General features: G+C 73.2%; 13 protein-coding genes. All 13 read left to right on the top strand.

Going from position 1 to position 22,532, the window contains the following annotated elements:
- The first annotated feature begins 12 nt into the window (after nt 1–12).
- From QOL88_RS04265 to QOL88_RS04205, 13 genes are read left to right on the top strand one after another with little or no spacing between them, the layout of a single operon-like run.
- Nucleotides 13–1,995 (top strand): ATP-binding protein, encoded by a 1,983-nt coding sequence (locus tag QOL88_RS04265; protein ID WP_097215155.1) that lies wholly within the window; start codon nt 13–15, stop codon nt 1,993–1,995.
- Nucleotides 1,986–2,294 (top strand): hypothetical protein, encoded by a 309-nt coding sequence (locus QOL88_RS04260; RefSeq protein ID WP_097215154.1) that lies wholly within the window; start codon nt 1,986–1,988, stop codon nt 2,292–2,294. Before QOL88_RS04265 ends, QOL88_RS04260 begins: the two co-directional genes overlap by 10 nt.
- Entirely contained in the window at nt 2,291–9,115 is a 6,825-nt protein-coding gene (locus tag QOL88_RS04255) for an eCIS core domain-containing protein (protein WP_097215153.1), read from the top strand. The genes QOL88_RS04260 and QOL88_RS04255 overlap by 4 nt, the downstream gene beginning before the upstream one ends.
- A gap of 38 nt (nt 9,116–9,153) precedes the next feature.
- Nucleotides 9,154–9,843 carry a hypothetical protein gene (locus QOL88_RS04250; protein ID WP_097215152.1) on the top strand — a complete coding sequence of 230 codons (690 nt, stop codon included), beginning with the start codon at nt 9,154–9,156 and terminating at the stop codon, nt 9,841–9,843.
- Complete coding sequence (locus QOL88_RS04245; protein ID WP_097215151.1) at nt 9,840–10,547, top strand: hypothetical protein; 708 nt, start codon at nt 9,840–9,842, stop codon at nt 10,545–10,547. The genes QOL88_RS04250 and QOL88_RS04245 overlap by 4 nt, the downstream gene beginning before the upstream one ends.
- 8 nt (nt 10,548–10,555) lie before the next feature.
- Nucleotides 10,556–10,927, top strand: a complete 372-nt coding sequence (locus QOL88_RS04240; protein WP_097215150.1) for a LysM peptidoglycan-binding domain-containing protein — start codon at nt 10,556–10,558, stop codon at nt 10,925–10,927.
- Entirely contained in the window at nt 10,920–12,059 is a 1,140-nt protein-coding gene (locus QOL88_RS04235) for a hypothetical protein (RefSeq protein ID WP_097215149.1), read from the top strand. Before QOL88_RS04240 ends, QOL88_RS04235 begins: the two co-directional genes overlap by 8 nt.
- Nucleotides 12,060–12,093: 34 nt before the next feature.
- Nucleotides 12,094–12,630, top strand: coding sequence for a phage baseplate assembly protein V (locus tag QOL88_RS04230; RefSeq protein ID WP_097215148.1), 537 nt, complete (start codon nt 12,094–12,096; stop codon nt 12,628–12,630).
- 15 nt (nt 12,631–12,645) lie between these two features.
- Nucleotides 12,646–12,981 (top strand): hypothetical protein, encoded by a 336-nt coding sequence (locus QOL88_RS04225; RefSeq protein ID WP_097215147.1) that lies wholly within the window; start codon nt 12,646–12,648, stop codon nt 12,979–12,981.
- On the top strand, nt 12,978–13,373 hold the full coding sequence (locus tag QOL88_RS04220) for a GPW/gp25 family protein (RefSeq protein ID WP_097215146.1): 396 nt from the start codon (nt 12,978–12,980) through the stop codon (nt 13,371–13,373). Before QOL88_RS04225 ends, QOL88_RS04220 begins: the two co-directional genes overlap by 4 nt.
- Complete coding sequence (locus tag QOL88_RS04215; RefSeq protein WP_097215145.1) at nt 13,370–16,480, top strand: putative baseplate assembly protein; 3,111 nt, start codon at nt 13,370–13,372, stop codon at nt 16,478–16,480. The genes QOL88_RS04220 and QOL88_RS04215 overlap by 4 nt, the downstream gene beginning before the upstream one ends.
- Entirely contained in the window at nt 16,477–20,304 is a 3,828-nt protein-coding gene (locus tag QOL88_RS04210) for a putative baseplate assembly protein (protein WP_097215144.1), read from the top strand. The genes QOL88_RS04215 and QOL88_RS04210 overlap by 4 nt, the downstream gene beginning before the upstream one ends.
- Nucleotides 20,304–22,451 carry a hypothetical protein gene (locus QOL88_RS04205; protein WP_097215143.1) on the top strand — a complete coding sequence of 716 codons (2,148 nt, stop codon included), beginning with the start codon at nt 20,304–20,306 and terminating at the stop codon, nt 22,449–22,451. Before QOL88_RS04210 ends, QOL88_RS04205 begins: the two co-directional genes overlap by 1 nt.
- Nucleotides 22,452–22,532 lie beyond the last annotated feature (81 nt).

Genomic DNA, 22,532 nt, shown 5'->3' with positions numbered 1-22,532 from the left:
GCAGGTGAGGACATGGGACCGCACACGACGGCCGCGGCGGAGAGCGGGGTCGCAGCCGCCCTGGGCGAGGGCACCACGCTCACGGCGGAGATCCGGCGTGTCCTGGCCCGCGTCGACGCTCACGCGCTGCGCGGCACGAAGGGCGAGGAACACCAGGCGCCGGTCCCCGTGCCCGAGTCCACCGACGGCCCCGGCACCGCCCCCCTCGACGCCCTGGTCGCCTGCTTCGGGCTCACCGCGTTCGAGCGGGACCTCGTCCTGCTCACGGCCGCGCAGGAGCTGGAGCCCACCGCCGCCGCGCGCTGCGCCGCCGCCTGCGGCGACCCGGAGCGGGCCCACCCGACGTTCTCCCTCGCCCTGGCCGCCCTGGACGAGCCGCACTGGAGCGCCCTGCCGCCCGTGTCGCCGCTGCGGCGCTGGCGGATCCTGGAACCGGACGACGCGTCACGGCTGACGACCACCCGGCTGCGGCTCGACGAACGCATCCTGCACTTCCTCCTGGGCTCGCCCTACCTGGACGCCAGGCTGCACGGCCAGGCGCTCCGCACTCCCGTGCCGGACCGGCTGCCGTCGTCGTACGACCTGGCCGCGAGCCGGGTCGCGGGCGGCTGGACGGACGGTGCCCGCCCCGACGCGCCGCTGCTCGTCGAACTCGTCGGCGGCGATCTGCGCAGTCGCGCCGACATCGCCGCCGCGGCCGCCGCCCGCGCCGGGCTCGGGCTGTACACGGTGAGCGCCGAGGACATCCCCGTCGACCCCGCCGAGCGCGACCGGTTCGCCCGGCTGTGGCAGCGCGAGGCGATCCTGCTGCCCGCCGCCCTGCTCGTGGAGTTCGGCGAGCCCGACCGGGAGCAGCAGGCGGCCGCCGAGGCGTTCCTGGCCGGGGCCGCCGTGCCGGTCGTCGTCTCGAGCGCCGACCCGCGCCGCACGGACCGTCCGCACGGCACCCGGGTGACCGTGCCGAGCCTCGGCGACGAGGAGCAACTGGCGCTGTGGAGCGATGCGTTCAGCGACGTCGCCGGCCTGGGGGAGGGCGAACTGCGGTCGCTGATCGCCCAGTTTCAGCTGCCGCCGCACGTCGTGCGGTCCGCCGCCGCGACCGTACGGCGTGAACTGCCCCACGAGGAGCAGCTCGACGCCGCCGGTCTCGCCTGGCGGGCCGGGATGGACGAGGCCCGCATCGGAATGGACGAACTCGGCCGGCGCATCGAACCGCAGGCCGGCTGGAAGGACCTCGTGCTGCACGAGCGGCAGACGGGGGTGCTGCGCGAGATCGTCGCCCATGTACGGCAGAGGTCGGTGGTGCACCAGGAGTGGGGCTTCGGCGCGACCCTGCGCCGGGGCCTCGGCGTCACCGCGCTCTTCGCGGGCGGCTCCGGCACCGGCAAGACCCTGGCCGCCGAGGTGATGGCGAAGGAACTGGGTCTCGACCTGTTCGTCGTCGACCTCTCCCAGGTCGTCAGCAAGTACATCGGCGAGACCGAGAAGAACCTTCGCCGGGTCTTCGACGCCGCCGAACGCGGCGGTGCCCTCCTCCTGTTCGACGAGGCCGACGCCCTGTTCGGCAAGCGCAGCGAGGTCAAGGACAGCCACGACCGGTACGCCAACCTCGAGGTCAGCTACCTGCTCATGCGGATGGAGGCCTATCGCGGCCTCGCCATCCTCACCACCAACATGAAGAAGGCCCTGGACAACGCCTTCCTGCGGCGCATCCGCTTCGTCGTCGACTTCCCCTTCCCGGCCGAGCACGAGCGCGCCGAGATCTGGCGTCGCGTACTGCCGCCGCAGGCGCCGGTGAAGGACATCGACCCGCTACTGCTCGCGCGGCTGACAGTGGCGGGCGGCTCGATCCGCAACATCGCCCTGTCCGGGGCGTTCCTCGCCGCCGAGGAGGGCGAGGCGTTGCGGATGCGGCACATGCTCGCCGCCGCCCGCACCGAATACCTCAAGCTGGAACGCTCCTTGACGCCGACGGAGGTCCGCGGATGGGTGTGACACAGAGCGGCCCGGCCGCGGGGGGCCCGGCCCGGGCTCCGCGCGAGATCCGCGTGGACATAGGCGAACTGGTCCTCGACGGCTTCCGCGCCGACCCCGACCGGGTGGCGGCCGCCTTCGAACACGAGCTGACCCGACTCGTCCGCGAGCGCGGCGTGCCCGCCGACGGACCGTGGACGGCCGACGTCCTGTCCGGACTGCCGCCGCTGCCCGCCGGGCTGTCCGCGCGCCGGCTCGGCCAGGAACTGGCGCGTGCCGTGCACGAGGGCCTCAGTGGCCGCGGGGAGGTGACCTCGTGAGCAACTCGCGTACGCAAGACGGTCGTTCGGAGCAGTCCGCCGAGCAGCGCCGCCGCAAGCGCAAGGAGGGGGCGGCCAGGGCCCGCGCTCCCGAGCCCAGGGACATCGTCAGCGGCGCGGGCCAGCCGCTCGACCCGGGCGTACGGCGGGAGCTGGAGGAGCGCCTCGGGCACGACCTGAGCCGCGTACGCCTGCACACCGGCCCGGACGCCGGCCGGCTGGCCGAGCTGCTCGGAGCGGACGCGGTCGCCGTCGGCCAGGACATCCTCTTCCGCGAGGGGGCGTACCGGCCCGGCACGGACGAGGGCCGCCGGCTGCTCGCCCACGAGCTCCTGCACACGGTCCAGAACCCGCACGGCCTCGGTGCGTTGCGGGCCGGACGGGAACTGGGCGCGGTGAGCCTGCCGCAGCAGGCCATCGAGCGGGAGGCGGAGGCGACGGCGCAGGACCTGGTGCGCGACCCGGGTCCCGGCGCGGCCGAAGCGGCTCCGGACGTCGAAGAGGGGCAGGCCACCCCCGGCTGGCTCCGCTACGCGACCGTCGACGCCGACCGCCGCCGCATGGAGCAGCTGGACCCGGCGACGCTCGTCGACCGCATCGCGGGCGGCCTGCTGCGTTCCCTGCGCGGCGACCCGGAGGACCGGTCGGGCCGCGTGCGCGTCCAACTCGCCCGCATGGCGCCCGAGGTGCAGGACAGCGTCCTGGACCGGCTGGAACTGCGGCTGCCCGCACCGGTCGTGGACCGGCTGCTGGAGAGCGTGGAGGAGACCCAGGACGCGGGACCGCTGCCGCTGGACGCCGCGGCGGCTCCCCACGCGCTGCCGGGCGCGACGGAGGAGATCGAGGCGGAGCGCGCTCGCGAGGACTCCGGGACCGAGCCCGCCCCCGGACAGGACGCACGGCCGAACCAGCCCGGCGAGCCCGGCGGGAAACAGCAGGACGGCCGGCCCACGCCCGGCGGCGACCTGGAAGAGGAGGCCGGGAGCCAGGACGGCGAGTCCGCCTCCGCAGAGGCCGACCGGGAGAACGCCCAGGGCGGCGCCGGCGCGGCCGGGCGGCAGCAGAAGGGCTCCGAGGAGGAGCAGGAGCGCTCGCAGGAGCAGCAGGACGACAAGGACGCCTCCGGCCGGGACGCCGAGGAGGACGCCGCCGACGAACGCAAGGACACCTCGGACACCGAACGCGACCAGCAGGACCAGGACAAGCAGGACGAGCGTGACACCGAGGAGGACCAGGGCGGCCCCGAGGACGAGGCGGCCCAGGAGCCCGAGAAGCAGGCCGGCGAACAGGAACGGCGCGAGGACGAGGCCCCGGCCGAGGCGACCCGCCGCCGGGCCCCCGCCCCGGGCACTGTCGACCGCAGCGGAGCAGAGCCCGGCGAGAGGTCCCGGACCGGCGGAGGCACCGGACCGGCCCGTGCGGTGGGCGACCCGGACAACGAACAGGACGCCGACGACGAGCCGTTGGGACTCGAACCTGAGTCCGAGCAGGACGAGGTTGATGAGCCCGCTCGGACGGACGAGGCGCCGGCTTCCGAGGAGGCACCCCCATCGGAAGCCGACCTCCTCGGGCACACCGACGCGGCCAGGAACGCGAGCCTCGTCGAGGAACGGCAGAAGGGCACGGCTCCCCGGCCCCCGCTTCCCTCCACGGACGTCGCCTCGGTGTCGGACGGTGCGCGGCAGGACGAACGGCCCGGGACCGGTCAGGACGCTCCGTCGTCCGCCGAGGAGACGACGGCGGGTGACGAGGTTTCGGACGCCGTCACCTTCGGACCGGGCTCGGGACAGCGGCCCGAGGCCGACGGGCCCACCGAAGCGGCGGGGGCGGACACCGGGGCCGCCCGTGCCGTTGCCGCGGCCGGTGGCGACCGGGACCGGCAGCAGGCGGAGGACCGCGCCCAGGACGCCGACGCCCGACGGCGCGACGAGGAGGCCCGGGCCGCCGACGGCGCCACGTCGGGCGAGGCGCCGCAGTCCGGTGAGGCGGCCGCACCCGACCGGCTGGCCAAGGCGAACGAGGACGCCCGTACGCAGAGCGCCGGTTCACCGTCGGGCACCGGGGCCGGGACGGACGGCGTGAGCCAGAGCCAGAGTGCCGCCCGGAAACCGGAAGCCGGAGCTCCCGAACGCAGTGGCGGCAAGGAGGGGGACTCCGGAGCGGACAAGGGCAGGGGCAAGGACGTGCAGGCCGACAAGCCCGACGGCGCGTCGACCGGCCCACGCGACACCGCCGGTGACCAGGGGAACACGTCTCCCGCACCTGACCCGACCGCCGGTGGTCAGGAGACCACCGAAGGCAAGGGCCCGGCCACCACTCCCGGCACGGCGAGCGGCCCGGACAAGGTCTCCACGCCGGGACCAGCGAGCGCGCCGAAACTGGCACCGGGCAACGGGCCTTCACCCATGGCCGCGGGCCCGGAGGCGAAGACCAACACCTCCCGGAGCGCGGAGTCCCCGGGCTCCGGCGGTGCCACGGGCTCGCGCTCCCGCCCGGCCGGCAGCAAGCGCCAGGCGGCACGAAAGGCCGCGAAGACCGCGTCGCGCCGTGGCGGCGGTGGTGGAGGTGGAGGCGGCGGCCGCAAGTCCCCGGCGTCCGCAGCCGTTCGCTCCGGCGGCCGGGCCGGTGGCGGAGGCCGCCCCGCCGCGTCCGGCGGCTCCAAGGCCGGGGCCAAGAAGGAGACCCCGCCCCCGGACGTCTCCAACGCCACCCCCGAGTCCGGCCTGTCGACGGCCGCCGGGCTGAAGCCGCACCAGGCCCTGGAAACCCTCAAGGGCGTCGGCAGCGCGGTCGGCCGCTCGGTCGACAAGGAACGCACCACCCTGCGCAAGGCGCCGCCGAGGATGCAGCGGCCCTCCGGCTCCCCGCGCACGGTCCCCGGCGGCCCGCGGGCGGCGGCCCCGGGCACGTACACGAACGCCAAGGTCGCCCGTACGGACGCGGCCCAGGGCAAGACGCCCGAGATCAAGGGCGAGCAGAAGCCGCAGGGCGAGGTTCCGGGCGCGAACGTACCGGAACCGAGCTGGTGGGACATCGCCGTCACCATCGGCGCTCAGCTGTTCGGCAAGCTCCTGAAGGAGATCCTGCCGCTCGACGATCTGATCGACTCCATCCTGGGCCTGCCGACCAAGGACGAGGGCCTGCGGAACGCACGCGTGGGCGACGCCCCGCGGCTTCCGCTGGAGAACGACTCCGACCCGCAGCGCACCGACGAGCAGGGCCGCAAGCTCGACGAGCGGAAGAACGAGCTGCACCAGTCGGGACGTGACGACGCGGCCCGCCCCATGGGCGAGGACCAGATCTACCCCGACGTGCCCAAGGAGACCCTGACCGGCAAGGTGGCCGGCGGGAAGAAGAGCGCGAAGGGCGGCGGTGCGCGGTCGGTGTCCGGCGGCGGTGTGCCGATCGAGTCGGCCTCCGCGGTCGCCGAGCACGACCGGGGCCCGCAGATCCAGGCGGGTTTCTCCCAGGGCCGCCAGAGGATGGGGCAGGAGCGCCAGGCCAAGGACAAGAAGGCGGCGGACGACCGCAAGCAGCACGACCAGGACCTCCAGAGGGAGGTCTCCGCCAGCGGCAAGAAGCAGTCGGACACCCGCGACAAGGGCCGCTCCGACATCGCCGACTCCCGGGACCGGTGGCGCAAGGAACAGGACGACAAGGTCTCGGAGATCGACGGCAAGAAGGGCAAGAAGTACGACAAGGTCCGCGACGACATCAAGAAGAAGGAGGAGGACACCGACAAGGACGTCGACAAGCGGACCGAGGACGACAACAAGAAGATCGACGACGAGCAGACGGGCGCCGAGAAGGAGGCGGAGAAGAAGCAGGAGGACGGCAAGGACGACGCCGACAACTGGCTCGAAGAGGCCATCGAGAAGCTGAAGGAGTTCTTCGAGACCCTCAAGAACGCCATCAAGAGCGTCTTCGAGAAGGCCCGCCAGGTCGTCACCGACCTCATCGACAAGTTCAAGCAGCAGGTCTTCAAGCTCATCGACGACGCCCGCAACTGGGTCATCGACCAGATCAACACCTTCGCCGACGCGCTGATCGCCCTCGGTGACGAACTCCTCGCCGACTACCCGGCGATGCGCGACAAGTGGCGCAACACCATCGACGGCGCCCGCGACTGGGCCGTGCAGAAGGTCAACGAGGCCGCGGACGCGCTGAAGGAGGTCGCGGGCAAGCTCCTCGACGGCCTCTGCGGGGCGTTGCTGGCCGGGCTCGACGCGCTGGAGGGCGGCCTGCTGGCGGCGGTCGACATCGCCGAGACGGTCACCGTCGGCGCGCTGGAGTTCGGCGCCGCGGCCGTCGCCGCGCTCGGCGAGTGGGCGGCCATCTTCAACGACATCGTCTCCGACCCGGGCGACTGGATCAGCAAGGCCGGTGCCGCCGCGGAGACGGGTGCGAAGGAGCACCTCTTCGAGGAGGTCAAGACCGCCGTCCGGGCCTGGTTCAACCAGAAGGTCCAGGAGATCATCGGCATCCCCCTGGAGGACTTCCAGGAGCTGATCTCCGGGGGCGTCTCCGTCGAGCAGATGGCGCAGATGGCGTGGGACGAGGCGCTGCCCCAACTCCCGGTCATCATCGGCGTGATGGTCGTCGAGAAGGTCGTCGCCAAGCTCATCCCCGGCGCCGGCTGGGTGATGGCCGTCATCGACGCCCTCCAGACCGCTTGGGGTGCGCTGAGCGAGATCCTCGCCGCGTTTGGCCTGTTCATGGACTTCCTCAAGTCCGTCAAGAGCGGCAACGGTGCGCTGCCGTTCGCGAAGGCGGTCGCCGCCGGTGTCGTCGCCCTGCTCGAGCTGGTCTACACGTTCCTGGTCGAGGGAGTGGGCCGTTTCATGGGCAAGGTCGCCGACCGGCTCGGCGACATGCTGAAGAAGCTCCGCACGAAGAAGGACAAGCCCGGACCGGACCGCCCGGAGGCACCGGGCAAGCCCGACGACGACAAGCCGAAGCACGACAGGCCCAAGGACGACGACACCGACACGGACAAGCCGGCCGACCGCGCCGCCCCGCGCAAGCCCTCGCCCGACAAGACCTCCCGGCCCTCACCCAAGCCCCGCCCCGGCAAGCGCTCCTCCCCGGACAAGAAGCCGCGCCCCTCGCACGCCACCCGCCCGAAGAAGCGCCGGGACGACGACGAACGCCGCGCGGAGGGCCGCGAGGTGAACGCGGCCAGGCGCCGGGCACGGGACGCCGAGCGCAGGCTGCGCGACGACGACAAGGACGAGCGCCGCCGCGAGGCCGACCGCAACGGCCCGGCCCGGGACACGCTCCGCGACCGGCGCCGGCCCGGCGCCGACCGGAGGGACGGCCGTGACCGCGACGCCCGCGACACGCGCCCCGACGACCGCCGCACCGCGGACAGGCGGCGCCCCGACGAGCGCCGCCGGGACACCGACAGCACGCCCGACCGCCGCTCGCTCGACCGGGACCGGGACCGTCAGCCCGGTGACCGGCCTCGCCGCAGCCCGCTCCGGCGCGCCCGCCAGACGGTCAAGGCGGCCGTCAACCGCGCCCGCCGGGCAGCGCGCAAGCTCTACGGCAAGGCCCGCCGCCGGCTCGGCAACCGGCTGAACGACCGGCTGCGCCGACTGCGCGACCGATGGCGGCGCCGGCACGATCGGGACCGCACACGTGACAGGGACCGCAAGCGGCGCCGCGACAACGACAGGCGGCGCGAGGAGACCAGGCAACAGCAGGCGCCGCCGCTGCCCCAGGTGCGCTTCCGCACGGCCGACGGCGAGCGGCACACCCTGCTGTTCAACGGCCGTACGCAGAGCGCCGACCTCGTGGTGCGCAGTGTGCAGCAGGCGATGAGCGCGTTCTTCGCCGACTGGCAGTCGGACATCGCGACGATGCCCACCGGTACCGAGAAGAACGCCCAGACGACTGCCCTCAACAAGGCGGACGCACTGGCTCAGAGCGTCGACGGAATGCAGAACGGCATGTCGCCCCGGTACACGACCGCCAACTACGGCAGCCGTCCGATCCCCACGAACATCCGGTCCTGGCAGTACAAGCGACTCCAGGCGGCGATGGTCAAACTCGCCCGCCTCCTCGAAGAACGCGACACCAGCAACAACAATGACATCCCGCCCGCGGTGTTCCCGCCGTTCGTGGACAACGTGCGGGCACGGAACTTCAAGGCCTACTACCTGCAACAGGGCATTCCGAAGGGGCAACCGGCAGGCTTGCACAACAAGAAGCCACCCAACCCCGTCGGGTGGAGCCAAGCCCTTTCCCAGGCCCCGAACCATTTCGTCAAGATGCACCTCCTGCCCTTCAAGCTGGGCGGTCTGGCATCCGGATCGAACCTCGTACCGGCGCCGGGCGACATCAACACGCGATTCCACTACGGCGTCGAGGACGAAGCGAACACGGCGAGGTCGGCGGCGGGCAAGGCGATCTGGTACACGGTCCGGGTCAAGTTCCGCAGCAATCCGCACGAGTTCTTCCCGGAGAACGTCATGACCAGGTGGAACTACCACTACAAGTCTGGGAACACGTGGAAGGAAAGGCCGCCGACCATGGCGCCCAAGCACCACTTCACCGAGGACATTCCGTTGCCGAAGTTCATCGAGGTGAACCGGCAGAGCGAAGAGGACCGCATGTTCTCGAAGTACTTCAAGGCATCGACCAAGATGGCCGCGGAGATCAGGAAGCTGGCCCGCCAGAGGCGGTTCCGAAACGTCGGCGATCTCACCACGCGGCTCGAGAAACACCTGAAGGCGACCAGCAGTCCGTTGCAGGGCGAGTTCAGCACGGTCAAGGCGGAGATCCGCGCACGGCATATCGAAGGACTGATCTCCTACTGACCACGGCGCCGCCCGCGCCCGACGAACGGAGCTAGCCCATGACCGACCTGAACCCCGCAGAACGACGACTGCGGATGATGATGAGCGAACTGCGAGAGGCATCCGCATTCGAGGTGTACGACGCCCTGCCCGGTGTCGTCGACCCCGCGTGTGAGGACATCGACGGGGCATTCGCCGCCATCACGGCGTCCACGGGTATCTCCCTGGACAGCGCGCTCAAGGATTGCTTCGTCCGTTTCGAGCAGTGCTCGGCCAGCTGGAGCATGGAGGATTCGGAGAACGGCCTCTCCGGAGAGTTCTGCATCGTGCACCTGCCGGCCGTGGTTGCCACCGAGGCGCCGCCGACGGCGACCGAGCTGATGACCCAGGACGAACGGCAGCGGTACGCGGAGTTCAGGGTGCTGGACGATCACCCGGTGAGCGGGACGGGCGCCTTCGCGGCGCTGCGCCTGACCCCGGAAACCCCCACCCCGGAGATCTGGTACCACGACTTCCATTACAACCTGGGCGGCTTCCGGATGGCCCTCGACCACTGCCGCTATCTCGACGCCCTCACGCTCACCAAAGGGACGTTCGGCTGGCAGTTCCTGTTCTGCGACGTCTCCTTCGCGGACGACGACTTCGTGGGTCTCGGGGACGAACTGGGAGAAATGCTCGACGTCTTCCCCCGCCTCTTCCCCGACCACGACTACACAGACCTCCGCACCCGTCTGGAGGCCCGCACATGACCCGCTACGCCGACATCCCCAAACCCATCCGCTCCGGCATCGTCGTCGTCAACCCCGACACCGGGACCCCGCAGCGCATCATCGTGCTGCAATTCAACCCCGACACCCTCGAACGAAGTGTCAGCCCCCAGTCGGCCGGTGACAGTGGGGACGCGGGAGGCGGCGGCACCGGCAGCGGAGACCGCAACGAGGCGCTGCGGCTGAAGGGCCCCGCGCAGGAGAACTGGAAGTTCACCGCCGAGATCGACGCGACCGATCAGTTCGAGATCGCCGCGCCCGACGGGATCCATCCCCAGCTGGCCACGCTGGAGATGCTCGTGCAGCCGACCACCGCCCAACTGCGCGCCGCGAGCAGGCTGTCGCAGAAGGGCGCCATCGAGATCAGCCCGATCGAGATGCCGCTGACGCTGTTCACCTGGGGCAGCAAGCGGGTCATGCCCGTGCGCCTGACGGAGCTCTCGGTCAACGAGTCCGCGTTCGACGTGAACCTCAACCCGATCCGCGCCTCGCTCAGCATCGGGATGAAGATCCTCACCGTCAGCGACCTGCCCGCCGGGCACCGCGGTGCCGATCTGTACATGGCACACCTCGCGCAGAAGGAGCGGCTGGCCGCCGCGGCCCGGGGCGGCAGCCTCGGCGCCCTGGGGCTCGGCGGCGGCCTCGGCACGGCGGCGGGCGCGAGCGCATCGATCAGGAGGGGCTGAGCCACACCATGGCCGACATCGAACCGTACGAGAGCGCCCTGGACGCCATACCCGGCGCTCACCCCTACCCGCGCACCAGCCGCTACCACGACGCCGAGATCGGGGTGCACCGGCAGGCCGACGGCACCGAAGTGCGCTACACCAAGCGCCGGTTGCTGCCCCCGCTCGACGACACCGGGCAGGACGCCGTACCCCATGCCGTCGGCGCCGGGGAACGCCCCGACCTGCTCGCCCAGCGGTACTTCGGCGACCCGGGCCAGTGGTGGCAGATCGCCGACGCCAACCCCGTACTCGATCCGCGGGAGCTGACCGAGGAGGCCGGGCGCGTCATCGACATCCCCCTCGCCGGCGGCTTCCCGCAGGGGGACCGGCGTGTTTGACCTGCCCGTGGGGCAGGGCCCCGTCCACATCACCCTCCTGATGGGGCCCAAGCTCGCCCGCCCCGTGCCCGCCGAGGTCACCGAGGCCCTGCTCTCCGCCCAGATCACCGCCACCGCGGGCGAACGCAGTGGCTTCCAGCTCGCCTTCGACCTCACCAAGAACGGCATCATCAGCCGCCGGCTGCTGCCCGAGGGGTTCTTCGACCCGAAGACCCGGCTGATCGTGACCGTCACCGTGCGGGGCACGCCCGCCGTGCTCTTCGACGGGCTCGTCGTACGGCAGGAGGTCGGCGCCAGCAACCGGCCCGGCCACTCCACCCTCACGGTCACCGGTGAGGACCTCACCCTTCTCATGGACCTGGAGGAGCGCACCGCCCGCTACCCCAACCTGCCGCCGTCCGAGCGCGTGCTCGCCATCCTGCGCCGCTACTCCGACTACGGCATCCGGCCCGACGTCTACACCGAGAAGGTCGCCCAGCCCCCGCACCAGGACCTGCGCGTGCACTACCAGACCGGCACCGACCTCCAGTACGTCACCGAGCTCGCCCGCGCCAACGGCTACACCTTCTACCTGGAGCCGGGCCCCGACCCCGGCCGGTCATCGGCACGCTGGGGCCCCGAGGTCCGGCTCGGCATCCGCCAGCACGCGCTCAACGTCAACCTGGACGCCCACTCCACCGTCGACCAGATGACGTTCGCCTACGACGGGACGGCCCGGGAGGAACCCCAGGCCCGCTGGCAGGATCCGGGGACCCGGCAGTCCACCCTGCTGCCGCAGCCGGCGATCAGCCCGCTGCGTCCGCCCCTCGGCCGCCGTCCCACCCCGGCCCTGAAGCGCAGGACGCTGTCCGGCACCGCCAAGCAGCAGCGCGAGCAGGCCGAGGCCGAGCTGCTCGCCCGCGCGGCCGTCTCCGCCGATGTCGTCTCCGGCTCCGGCTCCCTCGACGTCAACCGGCACGGCTACATCCTCCAGCCGCGCCAGCTCGTCGGCGTACGGGGCGCCGGGCGCGCCTACGACGGCGACTACTACGTCAAGTCCGTCACGCACAACCTGCGGCCGGGCTCGTTCCAGCAGAACTTCACCCTCTCCCGGGAGGGCCTCGAAGCCCGCAGCGACTACGTCCGGCCGTAGCGGCCGACCCAACGGAAAACAGGAGCAGTTCAGCATGGCGGCACCCAGCAATCGCTACCTCGGCAAGTTCCGCGGCCGGGTCGTCGACAACGACGACCCCCTGCGCATCGGCCGCGTCACCGTCGAGGTCCCGGACGTACTCGGCGACGAGCCGTCCACCTGGGCGCTGCCCTGCCTGCCGTTCACCGGGCCGCAGTCGGGGCAGTTCGTGGTGCCGCCGCCCGGCGCGGGCGTGTGGGTGGAGTTCGAGCAGGGCGATCCGAGCTTCCCGGTGTGGACGGGCTGCTGGTACGGGGCCGCCGACGAGCTGCCGCCCGACGCGCGCCGCGAACTCCAGGCCGGCTCGCCGAGCAAGCCGGTCGTGGTGCAGACGCCGGGGGCGCACAAGCTCGTCATGAACGACACGCCCGGCACCGAACAGGGCATCCTCCTGCAGGCCCAGGGCGGCGCCTCCATCCGTATCACCAGGGAGGCCGTGGTCATCGCGACCGGCGCGGGCGCCGAGATCGTGCTGCGTGGACGCGAAGTGACCATCAACGAGGGCCAGTTGACCGTGCTCTCGAAGCGATAGACGGGGAGACAGAACGTGTCCGGGAATCTGCTCGACACGGGCGCCGTGATCGGCTGCCCGCACGGCGGCCGCGTCACCGCCGCCACACCGCCCGCCGGGGGCCTGCGCGTCGCGGGCGCCGCCGTCGCCACGGCCGCGCACGGTTATGTGGTGACCGGCTGCCCGCACACCGTCGACCGGGTGCCGTCGCCGTGCGTCACCGTCCGCTGGACCGCCGGCCGCACCGGCATCACCGCCGACGGCGTTCCCGTGCTGCTCGACACCTCGGCGGCCCAGTGCTTCAGCGCGGCCCTCGTCCCGCAGGGACCGCCCGTCGTCCAGGCCGCGCAGCGAAAGGTCACCGTCCGATGAGCCCCGACAGCCGGGCCGTCAGGCCCCGTTCCGACATCGCGTTCCCGTTCCGCGCCGACCGCCGCGGCCGCACCGCGCACGCCCGGCACGGGGAGCACGTCCACGACCTGGTCGAGCAGCTGCTGTTCACCAGCCCCGGCGAGCGCGTGATGCGCCCCGACTTCGGCTGCGGGCTGCTGGACCTGGTGTTCGCCCCCAGCAGCCCCGAGCTGATCAGCACGCTCGAACTGTCCGTGCAGGCCGCGTTGCAACGCTGGCTCGGCGACCTCATCGAGGTGACGGCCCTGGACATCGTCAGCGAGGACCACTCCGTGCGCGTGTACCTGTCGTACGCCGTCCGGGCCACCGGCGCCCGGCGCGACGACGTCTTCGAAGGGAGGGCCGCCGCATGACCACCGGCACCAGCGCGTCCCGCCGCGGCAAGGTGAGGGCCGCCCGGCTGAACGGCGTCGACACCGTCGAGGCCGACGACGGCGGGCTGCTGCTCACCGTCACCTTCCTCGGCAAGGCCCCGCACGGCCTCGGCCCCGAGAACGTCCGCATCGACGGCGGCCGCCGCGTCACCGGCATCACCGTTGTCGACGTCAGCGTCGAACGCGAGGAGGACCCGGAGCTCGACGACCGGCTCTACGTCACGCTCGACCGCGTCGGCGACACCTCCCGCTACCGGCTCTCGCTCGTCGAGACCGACCCGTACGGCCGGCCCGGCACCGAGCCGTACCGCGGCTTCGACCAGCGTTACCACAGCGCCCCGTTCACCTTCCGGTCCGACTGCCCCACCCCCTTCGACTGCGAGGACGCCCCGGGCGAGGAGCCGCCCTTCCCGGCCGCGCCCGTCATCGACTACACGGCCCGCGACTACGACACCATCCGCAAGCTCCTCCTGGACCGGCTCGCGCTCACCACCCCCGACTGGATCGAGCGCAACCCCGCCGACCTGGGCGTGACCCTCGTCGAACTGCTCGCCTACACCGGCGACCAGATCAGCTACCAGCAGGACGCCGTCGCCACCGAGGCCTACCTCGACACCGCCCGCCGCCGCGTCTCCGTGCGCCGCCACGTGCGGCTCATCGACTACGCGATGCACGACGGCTGCAACGCCCGCGCGTACGTCACCGTCCAGACGGCGGACAACCAGGTGCTCGCCCCGGGCACCTTCCGCTTCGCCTCCGTCGACGTGCGCAGCCTCGACCCGCACGACCGCCCCGAGCCGGGCGTCGTGATCGACGAAACCGACCTCGGGGACCTCGACGAGCGCGGCTCGGTGGAGGTCTTCGAACCCGTCGTCGCCACCGACCCGCTGGAGCTGAGGGTCGCGCACAACGCCATCCGGCTGTGGACCTGGGGCGGCGAGGTGTGCACCCTGCCCCGCGGCGCCACGGCCGCCACCCTGCGGGACGCGTGGGCGGACCCCGAGACGTGCCGGGAACGCCGGCTGGCCCTGCGGCCGGGTGACGTGCTGGTCCTGGAGGAGGTGAGGGGCCCGCGCACCGGGACCCCGGGCGACGCCGACCCCGCACACCGCCAGGCCGTCCGCCTCACCTCCGTCACACCCGGCCTCGACCGGATCGAGGACCAGCCCGTGCTGGAGGTCACCTGGGCCGCCGAGGACGCGCTGCGCTTCCCCCTCTGCCTCACCACTCGCGCCGGCCGCGACTGCCTGCCCGTGGAGGACGTCACCCTCGCCCGCGGCAACGTCGTCCTCGTCGACCACGGACGCACCCTGACCGGTCTCCCCGAGGCGGTCACCGTGCCGCCCGCGCCCGCGATCGCCGCCGTGTGCGACCGGCCCGCCTTCGGCTGTCACGACACCGAGGAGGGCAACGCGCCCGCGCGTCTGATCAACGCCCTCACGGACCAGGCCGGCTCGGGCCGCGCCCTCGTGCCGGACGACGTCCGCGAGCTCTTCGACGTCGTCGGCGAGGCCGCCACCCACCGTGCGGGTCTCGGCCTGGAGAGCGCCGGCCAGCGGCACGAACAGGTCGTGCCCGGCACGGCGTACGCCCAGGCCGCCGCACTGCGCACCCTGCTCGCCCAGTCGGTCTACCCGGGCATCGCGCCCCGCTTCCGCCCGGTCCTCGGCCGCGCACCCGTCACCCAGGCGGTGCCCTACCCCGACCCCGGCACCGTCGCCGCCGGGCAGGCGGCCCGCATCGCGGCCATCCCGGGCCGGGTCCGGCAGCGGCTGGTCGAGCTGTGGCGCAGCGCCCGCGACCGGGACGGCCTCGGCGAACGGGAGATCGCCGAACTCGCCGTCGTCTACGGGCTGGACGTGCTGGAACGCCTCGAACTGCGCACCCATCCGGTCCGCGCCCTGCGTGAACTCCTCTACCGCAGCGACCAGTTGCTCGCCACCAAGGTGCGCCGCGCCGAGGTCCTGGCCGCCCGGGCCCGCGCGGGCACCGTGCTCGACGGGCCCACCGCCTGGGAGATCGCCCACGCCTGGGGCCCGGCGTACGCGGCCGGGCTCCACCCCGAGGAGACGGTGCTGCGCGGACCCGCGACCGCCGCCCTCGCCCAGGACCCGCGCCGGGCACTGCCCGCCGTACGCCTGCACGGCACGGACGAGACCTGGGTGCCGCGCCGCGATCTGCTCGACAGCGGCCCCCGTGACCGGCACTTCGTGGGCGAACTGGAGGACGACGGCCGTCTGGCCCTGCGCTTCGGCGACGGCCGACACGGCGCGCGACCCACACCCGGATCCCGACTGGAACCGCGCCACCGGCTCGGCGGCGGCACGGCCGGCAACGTCGGCGCCGAAGCCATCAACCACCTCGTCGTGCGGGGCGCGTGCGAGGCGCCGGTCGCCGTCGTGCGCAACCCGCTGCCGGCCACCGGGGGCACGCAGCCCGAAACCGTCGAGCAGGTACGCCAGTTGGCCCCGCTCGACCTGCGCCGTACCCGGCTGCGCGCGGTCACCGCCGAGGACTACGCCGCCCTCGCGGGCGCCCTGCCGGGCGTGCAGCGGGCGGCGGCCGAGCTCCGCTGGACGGGCAGCGTCCAGGAGGCACACGTCGCGATCGACGCGTACGGCACCGCCGCCCCGTCGGGCGAACTGCTCGACTCGGTCGCGCAGGCCTTGGAGACATACCGGCGCATCGGCCACGACCTCGTGGTCGGGGCCGCCCGGCTGGTGCCGCTCGACATCGCCCTGCGCGTGTGCGCCGAACCCGGCCACCAGTACGGGCAGATCCTCGCCGAGCTGTACCGCGTGCTGGGCAGCGGACGGCTGCCGGGCGGGCGGCTCGGCTTCTTCCACCCCGACGCGCTGACCTTCGGCGGACCGGTCCGGCTCAGCCGGCTGGTCGCCGCCGCCGCGGCCGTGCCCGGAGTGGAGAGCGTCGAGGTCACGAGGCTGCGGCGGCTGTCCGAACAAGACCGAGGAGAGAGGGAGGACGGCGTGCTGCGGCTCGGCCCCCTGGAGATCGCCACCTGCGACAACGACCCGGACCGGCCGGAGAACGGCCTGCTGGCGATATCCCTCGGAGGTCCCCGATGACGGACACGCACCCGGTCACCGCGAGCGACGCGTGCGGTTGCGGTGGCGCCTGCCGCGGCGGCCACGACGAGCGTCTCGCTCCGGCCCCGCCGCACAACGCGCCCGGCCGCACCGCTCTGGACTACCGCGTCGGCGCGTACGGCTCCTTCCGGGCCGCCCTGCTCGACCGGCTCGCCTCGCCCGCCCACCCGGCGCTGGACGACCTCACCGTCCGCACCCCGGACGACCCGGCGATCGGCCTGCTCGACGCCACGGCCGTCCTCGGCGACCTGCTCACCTTCCACTCCGAGCGGATCGCCGACGAGGCCTACATCCGCACCGCCAACGAACACCGCTCCCTGGTGCTGCTCGGCCGGCTCGTCGGACACCGCCCGCGTCCCGGGGTCGCCGCCGCCACCCACCTGGCGTACACCCTCGAACGCGATCCGCGCGCCGAGGCCCAGAACGTGCTGATCCCGCGCGGTGCGCGCAGCCACAGCGTGCCCGCGTCCGCCGACGAGGCGTCGCTCACCTTCGAGACCGCTCAGGACCTGACGGCCCGCTGGGACTTCAACGAGCTGAAGGTCCGACGCCGCCGTCCCTCGCTCGTCACGCCGCAGGACCTCGACAAGCGTTCCGAGCTGTTCGTCGAGGGCACGGGGCTCTCCCTCCAGACCGGCGACCAGTTGCTGTTCGTCTTCGGTGAGGGCGCGGGCGGCGCCCGCAAGCTGCTGCCGGTGGCGAAGACGCGGGTCGACCGGGACGACGACGTCACGGCGATCTCCCTGCCGAAGTCGGCGCCGCCGAGCCTGAAGGAGCTCGTCGACGAGGTACGGCGCTGGACGGCTGCGCCCGCTCAGCCGGGAGAGCCGGGGGAGGAGCCGCCCACGCCGGAGGCTCCCAACCCGCGCCCGGTCAGCCGGCTGATCGAGGACTTCGAGGACCAGGTCCTCGAACCGCTCCGTCATGACCTGGACGGGGTCAAGACGCCCGAGCGGCTCGTGGCGCGACTCGCCGAGCCTCTTGCCCGCCTCGGTGAGGCGCAGGTGCTGGCTGCTCCGTATGAGGGTGTGGCGGCGTGGTTCGGGCAGTTGGAAGCGGTGCTTGCCGAACTCGCGGAGCGCGCGCTGGAGTTGGCGCCGGCACAATCGGCTGAGGAGGGTGCCTCGATGGGTTCCGGGCCGTCTGCGGCGCCGTCGGGGCTGGTCGCGCGGTTCCCCGCGCCCCTGGAGGGCGATGCGCGGGCCGCCGCATTGAAAGCCCTGGGCGCCTTGCTTCCCGCCCTGCGCGGCACCACGCCCGCCGCCCCCGCGAGTCCCACCGGTCGTCAGCTTCCCGGCACCGACACCGCACGCCTCCTGTCCGCCCTCGACCCCGGCCTCGGCAGCCTCTACCCGGCCTGGCGCACGGCCGCCGCCCCCGGCGCCCCGCAGCTCCTGCGCGAGCTGCTCGCCCTGCGCGTCACCGCGGCCCCCTTCGGCGCCACGGCACCGCTCAAGCCGGTCCAGGACGATCGCGGCCGGGTCATCCGCACCGCCGACTGGCCATTGACCGGCGCGGTGCTGGCGACCATGCGGGTCGTGTACGACACGGCCGGCAGGACACCGGTCCGGGCCGAGTTCCAGTACGTCGAGGGCAGCAGCTCCGACCAGCGCGCCGAGAACCTGCCCGTCACCCAGCCGGTCACCTTCACGCTGGGGCCCGGCCTGATCGAGCTGTCCGTGCGCTCCGGCCAGGACCGCGACCTGAACTGGCTCAATCGGCGGCCCGCCGACTCCCAGGAACCCGGCGTCACCGCCCGGCTCTCCGCCGGCCTGCCCGAGCGCACGCTGTTCGTGTCCCGGCCCGACGACGAGGGCCTGGTCCACGTCGGCGTGCACAACGGCACCTCCCAGCAGATCGCCCTCCGGCCGGGGGCCCGGGAGCAGTTCACCCACGGCGAGTACGAGGTAAGCCTCACGTACACGGTGGGCAGCGCCGAGCCGGGCGTCGAGGTCGTCATCGCCAGCAAGCCGGAGCCGGTCAACCGCCGCACCCTCCAGCTGGACACCGTGCACGAGGGCATCACCGTCGGCAGCTGGGTGGCCGTCCAACGGCCCGCCAAGGGCGACGACCAGGGCGTCCCCGGCGACCCGAAGCTGGCGTTCGTCACCACCCGGGTGGTGGCCGCCCGCACGGCCGCGTACACCAACTACGGCATCACCGGCCGCGGCACCGAACTCACCCTCGCCGACCCCTGGCTGGACGAGTTCGACGTCCTGCTGTCGCACATCCGCGACACCACCGTGCACGCCGCGGGAGAGCCCCTGCGCCTCGCGGACGAACCCCTCGGCGAGGATGTGCACGGCAACGAGATCGAACTCGCCGAGCTGTACGAGGGTCTGCGGCCCGGCCGTACGCTCGTCGTCGCGGGCGAGCGCAGCGACATCCCGGGGGTGGCCGGCCTCAAGGCCACGGAGATCGTGACCATCGCCTCCGCCGACCCGGCCGTCGACCCCCGGCTGCCTGGCGACCACGTCCACACCCGGCTCGTGCTCACCGGTGACCTGGCCCACCGCTACCGCCGCGAGACGGTCCGCGTGCTCGGCAACGTCGTCGAGGCCACCCACGGCGAGAGCCGCGAGGAGGCCATCGGCAGCGGTGACTCGGACCGCGTCAACCAGACCTTCGCGCTCTGGCAGTCCCCGCTGACCTGGCTCTCCGACGACAACCCCCTCGGCGCCACCCCCGTGCTGGAGATCCGGGTGGACGGGGTGTTGTGGCACGAGGTCGACAGTCTCGCCGGACGCGGGCCCGCCGAGCGGGTCTACATCACCGGCTCCACGGCCGACGGCCGGACGACCGTGACCTTCGGCGACGGCGTGCACGGCGCCCGGCTGCCCTCCGGGCACGAGAACATCCGCGCCCGCTACCGCTTCGGCACCGGCAAGGCCGCCAACATGCCAGCGGACCGGATCACGCAGCCCCTCACCCGGCCGCTCGGCGTCACGGCGGTCACCAACCCGCGCCCGGTCACCGGCGGTGCCGACGCCGACGGCCCGGGCCTGACCCGCCGTACGGTCCCGCTGGCCGTCTCGGCCCTGGACCGGCTGGTGTCCGAGTCCGACTACGAGGACTTCGCCCGCTCCCGCGCCGGCATCGGCCGGGCCGCCGCACGCGAACTCTTCGACGGGCGGCGGCGCGTGCTGCACGTGACGGTCGCCGGCACGGACGACGTGCCGATCGCCCCCGACTCGAACACGCTCACCGCCCTGCGCGGCGCCCTCGCCGAGTACGGCGACCCCGGCCTCCCGGTCCGTGTGGACGGGCGGGAACTGGTCCTGCTGCTGATCGCCGCGAAGGTGAAGGTCGCCCCCGACCACGCCTGGCAGTACGTCGAACCCCGGCTGCGGCAGGCCCTGCTGCGCCGGCTCGGCTTCGAAGGCCGGGAGCTGGGCCGGCCCGCCCGCCTCTCCGAGGTCCTGGCCACCGCCCACACCGTGCCCGGCGTCGACCACGTGGACGTCGACGTCTTCACTGGCGTCCCCGCCTCCGCCACCGCGGAGGAACTCACCGCGCTGCTCACCCGGCCCGGCCCGCCCCGGGCGTCCGTCCCGGCGCACCCGGCGGCGTACGACGAGAAGATCCACACGGTCCGCGCCGACGACGGCGAGACGCTGTCGGAGATCTGCGCCCGGCACGGGATCCCGCTCGCCGAACTCCTGCGTCTCAACCCCGACGTCACCGACACCCGGCGCCTGCCCAAGGGCCGGCCGGTGTTCGTCTTCCGCGGTATCCGCCCGGCCCAGCTCGCACTGCTGTCGCCCCGCGCCGCTGACACCCTGATCCTTACGGAGGCCAAGTGATGTCCCCGGACCACCGGTTGGAGACCCCGGCCCCTGCGGCGCCCCGGGAGCCGGACGGTCTCGCCGACCTGCTGCCCCGCCGGCACCGGCTGCGCGACGCCGAGGAGGGCGAGCCGCTGCGCGCGCTGCTCGCCGTGATGGCCGAGCAGATCGACCGCGTCCGCGACGGCGTCCAGCAGGGCTACGAGGACCTGTTCGTGGAGACGGCGGCACCCTGGGTGCTGCCGTACCTGGGCGATCTCGTCGGCTACCGCACCCTGCCCGGCTACGAACGGGTCCTCACCACCGGCCTGCACGACGGCGGCCGGGCCGCCCTCGCCGAGGCCGTCGCCCCCCGCCGGGACGTGGCCGCCACGGTCGCGAGCCGCCGCCGCAAGGGCACCCTGCACCTGCTGGAGGAACTGTCCGAGCAGGTCGCCGCCTGGCCGGCCCGGGCCGTCGAACTGTCCCGGCAGATCGCCCACACGCAGCCCGTGAAGCTGCACGGCACCGGCACCCACCGCGGCGAGCGCGGCCGCCTCACCGACCTGCGCGACGGCGCCGAACTCGCCCTCGGCGGCGGGCCCTTCGCGAACACGGCCCGTACGGTCGACGTCCGCCGCGCCGACTCCCGGCACCGTCAGGGCGGCTGGAGCCCGGCCGGTGTCGCCCTGTTCGTGTGGCGGCTGAAGGCGTACGCCCTGACCCGCACCCCGGCCTACTGCGTCGACCGGGCCCGCAACCTGTACACCTTCTCGATCCTCGGCAACGACACCCCCCTGGTCACCAAGCCGTTCCCGGAGCCTTCGCCGACCCACATCGCCACCGTCGACAACGTCCCGGCGTTCATCACCCGCCGCCTCCTGCACGACCGGCTGCTCGACTACTACGGCCCCGGCAAGAGCTTCGTCATCCGGCGCGACGGCGAGGACAACCCCGTCCCGCCGTCCGACATCGTGGTCGCCGACCTGTCCGACTGGCGCTACCGGCCCCGGCGCGGGCAGGTGGCCGTCGACCCGGAGCTGGGCCGGATCGCGTTCGGCTCGCGGTCGGCGCCCCGGCAGGGCGTGTGGGTGGACCACCACTACGCCTTCGCCGCCGACCTGGGCGGCGGCGAGTACGAGCGCGACCGGGAGCCGCGGCCGGACGCCGAGGTGTACCGGGTCGGGCCCGGGCAGCCCCACCGGCAGATCATGGACGCCTACCGGGCCTGGCAGCACGACCGCCGGGCCGGCCGCACCGGCCCCGCCGGCATCATCGAGATCACCCACAGCGGCGCCTACCAGGAGCAGCTGGACTTCGACCTCGACCCCGGCGACCGGCTCGAGGTGCGCGCGGCCGAGGGAACCCGCCCGGCCATCCGGCTGCTCGACTGGTACAGCAACCGCCCCGACGCCCTCAACATCCGTGCGGTGTCCGACGACTGCGCCCCGCACGAGCGGCCCCGGATCGTGCTCGACGGACTGCTCGTCGCCGGGCGCGGCATCAACGTCACCGGCGCCATGGGCGCCGTCGTCGTACGGCACAGCACGCTCGTGCCCGGCTGGTCGCTGGAGCCCGAGTGCGCACCGCACTCGCCCGAGGAACCGAGCATCGTCCTGGACCGCACCACCGCCTGCCTCCAGATCGAGCACAGCATCCTCGGCACCATCGAGGTCATCGGCGACGAGGTGAGCGAGGACCCCCTCGACATCCACATCCGCGACAGCGTCCTGGACGCCACCGCCGACGACCGCGAGGCCCTGTCCGCCCCCGACTGCCGCCACGCCCACGCCGTGCTCCACCTGCACCGCACCACCGTCATCGGCGAGATCCACACGCACGCCGTGGAGATCGCGGAGAACAGCGTCTTCACCGGCCGGCTCCACGTGGCCCGGCGCGGCGTCGGCTGCCTGCGGTACTCCTACGTCCCCACCGGTTCGCGCACCCCGCGCCGCCACCGCTGCCCGGACACCAGGCCGCTGTTCACCTCCCAGCGCTACGGCACGCCCTGGTACGGGCTGCTCGCGGACCGCTGCCCCGAGGAGATCCGGCGTGGCGCCGACGACGGCGCCGAACTCGGCGTCTTCCACGACCTGTACCGGCCGCAGCGCGAGGACGGCCTCAGGGCCCGGCTCGCCGAGTACACGCCGGCCGGCACCGACGCCGGGATCTTCTTCGTGACGTGAGGCGCACACCGGCCGACGGCGTGCAGCGCACACCGGCCGACGGCGCGCGGCGCGCACCGGCCGACGGCGTGCAGCGCGCAC

The organism is Streptomyces sp. Ag82_O1-12, assembly GCF_900182715.1.
Taxonomy (GTDB): Bacteria; Actinomycetota; Actinomycetes; order Streptomycetales; family Streptomycetaceae; genus Streptomyces; species Streptomyces massasporeus.
The sequence above is the reverse complement of the archived record's forward strand: the minus strand, read 5'-3'. Positions and strand labels throughout refer to the sequence as shown.

Bases quoted from the DNA above. Each gene is read 5' to 3' on its own strand.
- QOL88_RS04265 (WP_097215155.1), top strand. From the start codon at position 13: ATGGGACCGCACACGACGGCCGCGGCGGAGAGCGGGGTCGCAGCCGCC.
- QOL88_RS04260 (WP_097215154.1), top strand. From the start codon at position 1,986: ATGGGTGTGACACAGAGCGGCCCGGCCGCGGGGGGCCCGGCCCGGGCT.
- QOL88_RS04250 (WP_097215152.1), top strand. From the start codon at position 9,154: ATGACCGACCTGAACCCCGCAGAACGACGACTGCGGATGATGATGAGC.
- QOL88_RS04245 (WP_097215151.1), top strand. From the start codon at position 9,840: ATGACCCGCTACGCCGACATCCCCAAACCCATCCGCTCCGGCATCGTC.
- QOL88_RS04240 (WP_097215150.1), top strand. From the start codon at position 10,556: ATGGCCGACATCGAACCGTACGAGAGCGCCCTGGACGCCATACCCGGC.
- QOL88_RS04230 (WP_097215148.1), top strand. From the start codon at position 12,094: ATGGCGGCACCCAGCAATCGCTACCTCGGCAAGTTCCGCGGCCGGGTC.
- QOL88_RS04220 (WP_097215146.1), top strand. From the start codon at position 12,978: ATGAGCCCCGACAGCCGGGCCGTCAGGCCCCGTTCCGACATCGCGTTC.
- QOL88_RS04215 (WP_097215145.1), top strand. From the start codon at position 13,370: ATGACCACCGGCACCAGCGCGTCCCGCCGCGGCAAGGTGAGGGCCGCC.
- QOL88_RS04210 (WP_097215144.1), top strand. From the start codon at position 16,477: ATGACGGACACGCACCCGGTCACCGCGAGCGACGCGTGCGGTTGCGGT.
- QOL88_RS04205 (WP_097215143.1), top strand. From the start codon at position 20,304: ATGTCCCCGGACCACCGGTTGGAGACCCCGGCCCCTGCGGCGCCCCGG.